The organism is Stenotrophomonas sp. 3(2025) (genome assembly GCF_052665395.1).
In genome coordinates, this window is record NZ_JBQOIF010000014.1 from 109,775 (window position 1) to 116,352 (window position 6,578).

Consider the following 6,578-nt stretch of genomic DNA (forward strand, 5'->3'; position numbering starts at 1 on the left):
CTCAGTTGTCCTCGTCGAAGCGACGCTCGAACAGGTCGACCACCGCGTCCATCGCGGCGACTTCGTCTTCGCCGTTGATGCGGATGGTGACCGGCGTGCCTTGCCCGGCCGCCAGCAGCATCACGCCCATGATGCTCTTGGCGTTGATCTCACGGCCCTTGGCGGCCATGGTCACGTTGCAGCGGAACGGCGCCAGGGTCTGCACCAGCTTGGCGGTGGCCCGGGCATGCAGGCCCAGGCGGTTGCTCACAGTGAGTTCTCGTTCAAGCATCGTCGACTATCGCTCCATTACGGGTGCCCGCCGCCGCAGTGGCGGGCAGTTGATCCAGTCCCTGTTCCGGATAATTCATCACCCGCAGCAACATCGGCAGACTCAGCGCCGACACCCGGCGAACCGGGGTCCCCAACCGGGCCAGCTGCCCGGCAAGGTTGGCAGGGCTGGCGCCGTACAGGTCGGTCAGGATCAGCACGCCATCACCCCCATCGACCCGCCGCAGAGCGGCCGAGGCGAGCGGGAGCAGAGCATCCAGGTCTGCGTCGAACGGTACTTCGAAAGCTTCGGTCTTCAACGGCAACTGCCGCAGAAGCCGGGTCGCCACGTCGAGCAGGGCGATCCCGACCCCAGGATGTGTTACGAGGAGAATGCCACAGGTCATTACTGCACGTTAACAGGTCAAGGTGAATTGGCGATAGCAGCAGGAGAGGGGCACTGTGTCCCGTATTCAGCGTTGTTCGGGTCAGAGCGCTTTTTCGTTGAAAAAGGGCCCCGACCCCATCCGTTTTTTCGATGCCTGACAGAGATTCATCCACGCATGGCATGGATCTACCGTGTCGACCAAGGTCGACACCTATCCACAGTGCAACTCCGACCCGCCGCGATCCGTCAGAGGCGGGGCGGTGTGGGGGTGCAGGACCGTTGGCGCCATGGATGGCGCCATCGAGCCCCCAGGGATGGGTTTACGGCGTGTCCTGCGCGCCCACACCGCCTCGCCGTCCCAGGGAATCCGATGTTGCTGTTGCTTCGGCTGTTGCTGTTGACGTTGCCGTGGCTTCTGCGGGTGCCGGGCGCAGCCCGGCCGACCCTGTCAATCCTGTTCGCGGTGGTACGTCGCCACGTCTTCCCAGCCCATCTCACGCGCATGGCGCGCCAGGCGTTCGGCCAGGAACACCGAGCGGTGCTTGCCGCCGGTGCAACCGAAGGCCACCGTCACATAGCTGCGGGTGCCATCGCCCAGCTTGGGCAGCCAGGTGTCCAGGAAATCCATCAGCTGCGCCAGGTAGCGCTGCACATCCGGCTGCGCCTCCAGGTAATCGCGCACGCCGGGCTCGCGGCCGCTCAACGCACGCAGTTCCGGATCCCAATGCGGGTTGGGCAGCACGCGCGCGTCGAACACGAAGTCGGCCTCGGCCGGCACGCCACGCTTGTAGGCGAACGATTCGAACAGCAGCGACAGGCGGCTGGCATGGCCCATCGCAAATTCAGTGATGATCCGGCGCCGCAGCTGGTGCACGTTCAACGCACTGGTATCGATTACCGCATCGGCTTCGCGGCGCAGCGGCGCGATCAGCTCGCGCTCACGGGCAATCGCTTCGGGCAGCGACAGGCCCAGCTGGCTCAGCGGGTGCCGGCGGCGGGTGTCGGCGTAGCGCTTGAGCACCGTTTCATCGCTGGCCTCGAAAAACAGCACCTTGGCGTCGACGCCGGCATCGGTGGCCAGCTGCCGCCAGCTGGACAACTGGGTCAGGTCGCTCTGCCCACGCACGTCGATGCCCACCGCCAACCGGCGCGATGCTGCGCCGTCGTGGTGGCTCAGCACATTGCGCACGAAATCCGGCAGCAGCTGGATCGGCAGGTTGTCCGAACAGTAGTAATCCTGGTCCTCGAAGGTCTTCAGGGCGACGGATTTACCCGAGCCGGACAGGCCGCTGACGATGATCAGGGTCGGGGCGGTGGGAGTGACGGTGCTCATGGACGGGCTCTTCGAAGGGCAGGGGGTCAGGGCGTTCGTCGTTCCAGCAGGTTGCTGTGGCGGGCGATGAACATCGCCGCCGGGTCGATACCCTTGGTACGCAGAATGTGCAGGCGGGTGGCCGCCTCGGTCAGGACGGCCAGGTTGCGGCCGGGCATCACCGGCAGGGTGATCAGCGGCACGTCCAGGTCCAGCACGTGGCGCGTGCCCGAGTCGCCGGTCAGGCGCTCATAACCGTGGGGGGTGGGCTCGGTCATCGGCTTGGTCAGGTGGACGATCAGCCGAAGGTACTTGTTCTTCTTTACAGCGGTGTCGCCAAACATCTCGCGCACGTTCAGCACGCCCAGGCCGCGCACTTCCAGCAGGTCCTGCAGCAGTTCCGGGCAGGTGCCATCGAGCACGTCGGGGGCGATCTGGGTGAACTCGGGAGCGTCGTCGGCCACCAGGCGGTGACCGCGGCTGAGCAGTTCCAGGGCCAGCTCGCTCTTGCCTGATCCCGCTTCACCGGTGATCAGCACGCCGATGGAGTAGATCTCCATGAACACGCCATGCAGGATCACCCGCGGCGCCAGCGTCCGGGCCAGGTGGTAGGACAGATGGTTGAGCAGTTCGTGGCCGCGCTTGGGTGACAACCACAGCGGCGTGCCGGATTCATCGGCGGCCGCGCGCAGGTCTTCCGGGCACGGCTGGTTGCGGGTCAGCACCAGCGCCAGCGGATGCGACTGCATGATCTTTTCGATGGTTTCCCAGCGCTGGCGTGGTTCCAGCGCGTCCAGCCAGGACAGTTCCTCGGTACCGAGGATCTGCACCTTGTTGGGATAGATCGCATTGAGATAGCCGGCCAGCGAAGGACGTCGCGAGACCGTATTGCCGGCCTCCAGCTCACGCTTCTCGCCGGATTTGCCCGCTGCCCAACGCAGGCCGAGCCGCTCACGCTGCTGTTCGAACAGTTCGCGGGCAGTGATGCTGGTATTCATGCGGCGCTCGCCGGTGGGGTCAGGTCCAGGGCCTGGCGCAGCTCCCGTGCATCACCGGCCTCGCGCAGCGCCTGGCGGATGCAGGGCGCGGAAAACAGCTCGGCCAGCTCGGACAGCAGCATCAGGTGTTGATGGGTGTAGTGGGCGGGAACGGCCATGGCGAACACCAGGTCCACCGGCTCGTCACCACCGAAATCGACCGGGGTCTGCAGGCGCAGCAGCGCGCCACGGGGGCGATCCAGGGTCGGCGCACGACCATGCGGGATGGCGATGCCGTAACCGATCGCGGTACTGCCCAACGCCTCGCGCTGGCACAGGTTGAGATAGATCTGTTCGGCGTTGGCCTGGCGGCAGGCCAGCAATCCGGCCGCGGCCTGCAGGACGCTGTCGCGGTCGGTGGCCGTGCAGAGCTGGGTCTGCACGGCCGCCAGGAGGTCAGTCAGGGGCATGTCTGCGGGGAGCGGTGGCGATCAGCCACCATTGTCGCCCACCGGCAGCGGTGCGTGCTGCTGTTTTTTCTCCTTGTGCTTGATCACCAGGCGGTCAAGCTTGTCCGCCAGCAGGTCGATCGCCGCATACATGGTCTGCGCATTGGCTTCAGCGTGCAGGGTCTGACCCGGAATATTGAGGCTGGCATCGACGTGGTGCTCGGTCTTCTGCAGCTTGAGCGTCACCCGCGCTTCGCAGTGCTGGTCGAAGTGTTTGCCGATCCGGGCCAGCTTCTCCTCTACATAGGACTGCAGGGCCGGGGTGACTTCGACATCTTTGCCAAACGTTTCGATGCGCATCGGGTTTCTCCTTTGATCGGATGTGCCAATGAACCTCTCCGCCGGGCGCGGCGGCGCGTCAAACGATTCTGACTCTTTCGTGCGAGGCGGAGATGTTCATGGCCTCACGATACTTCGCCACGGTGCGCCGCGCTACTGGGATTCCCGACGATTTGAGCAGGTCAGCCAGCTTGGCGTCAGAAAGCGGCTTGCGTGGGTTCTCGTCATCGATCAGGCGCCGGATCATGGCCTGGATGGCGGTGCTGGACGCTTCGCCGCCGCCGTCGGTGTCGATGCCCGAAGCGAAGAAGGCGCGCAGCGGCAAGGTGCCGCGTGGCGTACGCACATGTTTGCGGGCGATCGCGCGCGATACGGTGGATTCGTGCAGGCCCAGTTCGCCGGCGATCTCGCGCAGGGTCAACGGGCGCAGTGCCTGTTCGCCGAATTCAAGGAAGCCGGCCTGCTGCTGGATCAGGCTTCGCACTACCCGCAACAGCGTCTCACCTCGCGCCTGCAGGCCCTTCAGCAGCCAGCGCGCCTCCTGCAGCTGGCCGCGCAGATAACCGGCATCGGCGTCACCGCAGCGGCGGATCATCTGCTCGTAACCGCGGTGGATCACCAGCTTGGGGCCGGCATGGGCGGCCAGCGCGGCGCGCCAGATGCCATTCTGCCGCCATACGACGACGTCGGGCACCACGTAGGTGTCCTGGGCGAGTGGGGCGATCTGGGTGCCTGGGCGCGGGTCCAGCGAGCGCAGCAGGGCCACGGCGGTCTCGACCTCGGCCAGCGGCTGCTTCAACTGCTGGGCCAAGCCGGTCACGCCCGAGCGCGGCAGTTGTTCCAGTGGGCCGGCGGCAACCTGCCGGGCCAGGGCCAGGCAAGGGGTATCAGCAGGAAGCACGTCCAGCTGCAGTTGCAGGCATTCGCCAAGGCTGCGTGCGGCCACGCCGACGGGGTCGAAGCGCTGGATCTGGTGCAGCACGGTCAGGATTTCGTCTTCACCGGCGTGGATCGCCGGCAACAGCGCTTCGGCGATGGCCGAGAGCGGCTCGCGCAGATAGCCGTCGTCTTCCAATGAATCGATCAGCGCGGCGCCGATGCTGCGGTCGCGCTTGGACAGGTGGGTCAGGTGCAGCTGCCACAGCAGGTGGTCGGCCAGGGTTTCGGTTTCGGCAACGCGTTCGGCGGCACTGCCGTTGTCGTCGTCGTCATCGAAACTACCGCCGCTGCCGCCACTGCTCCAGTCCAGCTCGGCAGGCGCCCAGTCGTCGCCGCTGCTTTCAGCATTGTCGGGCGGGGCGTCATTGTCGCCGCCCGCGTCCTCGCTGCTGCCGTCCTTGTCGACACCGGCGCCTTCGTCGCTGCTGTCGGACCAGTCCAGCAGCGGATTGCTCTCCACCGCCTGGGCGATTTCCAGCTCCAGCTCGGTCGTGGACATCTGCAGCAGCTTGATCGCCTGCTGCAGCTGGGGCGTAAGCACCAGCTGCTGTCCCAACGATGTCTGCAGCCGAGTCTTCATGCCTGTGCCGAACGGAAGGGAGAGGGCCCGGCGGCCGCGGTTACAGCTTGAAGGAGTCCCCAAGGTAGACGCGACGCACGTCGGCATTGTCCAGGATCGCCTCGGGCGAGCCCTGGGCCAGTACGGTGCCCTCTGCGAGGATATACGCGCGGTCGCAGATTCCCAAGGTCTCGCGCACGTTGTGGTCGGTGATCAGCACACCGATGCCGCGTTGCTTGAGATGGGTGACGATGCGCTGGATTTCGCCGACCGAGATCGGGTCGACACCGGCGAAAGGTTCGTCGAGCAGGATCAGGCGCGGCTTGGCGGCCAGTGCACGGGCGATCTCGCAGCGACGGCGCTCGCCACCGGACAGGCTGGCGCCGAGCTGTTCGGAGACATGCCCAAGCTGCAGTTCGTCGAGCAGGCTGTTCAGTTCGCGCTCGCGGCCTGCTGAATCCAGGTCCTCGCGCAGTTCCAGCACCAGGCGCAGGTTGTCGGCCACGGTCAGCTTGCGGAACACCGACGGTTCCTGCGGCAGGTAGCCCACGCCCTGCTTGGCGCGGGTGTACATCGGGTCGCCGGTGATGTCCTTGCCGTCCAGCACGATGCTGCCGGCATCGGCACCGACCAGGCCGACGATCATGTAGAAGCAGGTGGTCTTGCCGGCACCGTTGGGACCGAGCAGGCCGACCACTTCACCGGCGTCCAGGGTCAGCCCGAAGTCCTTGACGACTTCGCGCTGCTTGTAGCGTTTGCGCAGGCCAGTTGCGACGAGCATTACTTCTTGCCTCCAGCCGGAGCCGGAGCGGCAGCAGGCGTCTTGTTCTTCGGCGGAATCACGGTGCGCACGCGGCTGCCATCACCGCCGGAGTTCATTTCACCGCTGCGGGTGTTGTAGACCATGCGCTGGCCCGCATTGGTGCCGCGCGCGCTGGTGACCTTGTAGTTGCCGGTCAGGGTGATGATCTCGGTGGTGATGTCGTAGTCGATCCGGTCGGCCACCGCATCCATCCAGGTGCCATCGTCGAGCTGCTGCTTCATCTTGGCCTGCTTGCCGGTGAACACCGCACGCACGGCTTCGCCGCCCTTGAGGTAGATCTCCGCTTCGGACGAGCGCAGGTCCAGGGTGCCCTGGGTGATGATCACGCCGCCGGACAGCACGGTCTTGCCATCACCGGTGAGGGTGCCGGACTGCGCACCGGAATCAATGTTCATCGCTTCGTTGCGGTCCGTCGACTTGGCAAAGGCGACAGCGGGGACAAGAAGACTGAGTGCGAGCACGGCTGCAAAGGGAATCTTCATCGGGGTCCGTTCTACCGGTGGTGGCCCTCCGGCGGGACCGGGGGCCACCACCGGTAGAACG

9 protein-coding genes are annotated in these 6,578 nt (G+C 65.8%); all 9 read right to left on the minus strand.

All coding sequences use genetic code 11. The features are described 5' to 3' along the window. Position 1: 1 nt before the first annotated feature. The 9 genes from ACUXVE_RS12480 to lptA all read right to left on the minus strand — a co-directional run bounded on the left by ACUXVE_RS12480 (position 2) and on the right by lptA (position 6,517). Entirely contained in the window at positions 2 to 271 is a 270-nt protein-coding gene (locus ACUXVE_RS12480; RefSeq protein WP_025874024.1) for an HPr family phosphocarrier protein, read from the minus strand. Beyond that, positions 264 to 656 carry a PTS sugar transporter subunit IIA gene (locus ACUXVE_RS12485; protein ID WP_025874023.1) on the minus strand — a complete coding sequence of 131 codons (393 nt, stop codon included), beginning with the start codon at positions 654 to 656 and terminating at the stop codon, positions 264 to 266. The genes ACUXVE_RS12480 and ACUXVE_RS12485 overlap by 8 nt, the downstream gene beginning before the upstream one ends. Positions 657 to 1,085: 429 nt before the next feature. Further along, positions 1,086 to 1,970, minus strand: coding sequence for an RNase adapter RapZ (gene rapZ, locus ACUXVE_RS12490; protein ID WP_177176978.1), 885 nt, complete (start codon positions 1,968 to 1,970; stop codon positions 1,086 to 1,088). 26 nt (positions 1,971 to 1,996) lie between these two features. Continuing rightward, entirely contained in the window at positions 1,997 to 2,947 is a 951-nt protein-coding gene (hprK, locus tag ACUXVE_RS12495) for an HPr(Ser) kinase/phosphatase (protein WP_004147299.1), read from the minus strand. Beyond that, positions 2,944 to 3,396 carry a PTS sugar transporter subunit IIA gene (locus ACUXVE_RS12500; protein ID WP_032977285.1) on the minus strand — a complete coding sequence of 151 codons (453 nt, stop codon included), beginning with the start codon at positions 3,394 to 3,396 and terminating at the stop codon, positions 2,944 to 2,946. Before ACUXVE_RS12500 ends, hprK begins: the two co-directional genes overlap by 4 nt. Before the next feature lie 21 nt (positions 3,397 to 3,417). Next, a complete protein-coding gene (hpf, locus tag ACUXVE_RS12505; RefSeq protein WP_004147311.1) occupies positions 3,418 to 3,735 on the minus strand; it encodes a ribosome hibernation-promoting factor, HPF/YfiA family in 318 nt (105 codons plus the stop codon). Positions 3,736 to 3,793: 58 nt separating this feature from the next. After that, positions 3,794 to 5,233, minus strand: a complete 1,440-nt coding sequence (locus ACUXVE_RS12510) for an RNA polymerase factor sigma-54 (protein ID WP_025874020.1) — start codon at positions 5,231 to 5,233, stop codon at positions 3,794 to 3,796. A gap of 40 nt (positions 5,234 to 5,273) precedes the next feature. Then, on the minus strand, positions 5,274 to 5,993 hold the full coding sequence (lptB, locus tag ACUXVE_RS12515; protein ID WP_025874019.1) for an LPS export ABC transporter ATP-binding protein: 720 nt from the start codon (positions 5,991 to 5,993) through the stop codon (positions 5,274 to 5,276). Further along, positions 5,993 to 6,517, minus strand: coding sequence for a lipopolysaccharide transport periplasmic protein LptA (gene lptA, locus ACUXVE_RS12520; protein WP_025874018.1), 525 nt, complete (start codon positions 6,515 to 6,517; stop codon positions 5,993 to 5,995). The genes lptB and lptA overlap by 1 nt, the downstream gene beginning before the upstream one ends. Positions 6,518 to 6,578 lie beyond the last annotated feature (61 nt).

Excerpts from the sequence above, each read along its gene's own strand:
- ACUXVE_RS12480 (WP_025874024.1), bottom strand. The coding sequence starts at position 271 with ATGCTTGAACGAGAACTCACTGTGAGCAACCGCCTGGGCCTGCATGCC.
- ACUXVE_RS12485 (WP_025874023.1), bottom strand. The coding sequence starts at position 656 with ATGACCTGTGGCATTCTCCTCGTAACACATCCTGGGGTCGGGATCGCC.
- rapZ (WP_177176978.1), bottom strand. The coding sequence starts at position 1,970 with ATGAGCACCGTCACTCCCACCGCCCCGACCCTGATCATCGTCAGCGGC.
- hprK (WP_004147299.1), bottom strand. The coding sequence starts at position 2,947 with ATGAATACCAGCATCACTGCCCGCGAACTGTTCGAACAGCAGCGTGAG.
- ACUXVE_RS12500 (WP_032977285.1), bottom strand. The coding sequence starts at position 3,396 with ATGCCCCTGACTGACCTCCTGGCGGCCGTGCAGACCCAGCTCTGCACG.
- hpf (WP_004147311.1), bottom strand. The coding sequence starts at position 3,735 with ATGCGCATCGAAACGTTTGGCAAAGATGTCGAAGTCACCCCGGCCCTG.
- ACUXVE_RS12510 (WP_025874020.1), bottom strand. The coding sequence starts at position 5,233 with ATGAAGACTCGGCTGCAGACATCGTTGGGACAGCAGCTGGTGCTTACG.
- lptB (WP_025874019.1), bottom strand. The coding sequence starts at position 5,993 with ATGCTCGTCGCAACTGGCCTGCGCAAACGCTACAAGCAGCGCGAAGTC.
- lptA (WP_025874018.1), bottom strand. The coding sequence starts at position 6,517 with ATGAAGATTCCCTTTGCAGCCGTGCTCGCACTCAGTCTTCTTGTCCCC.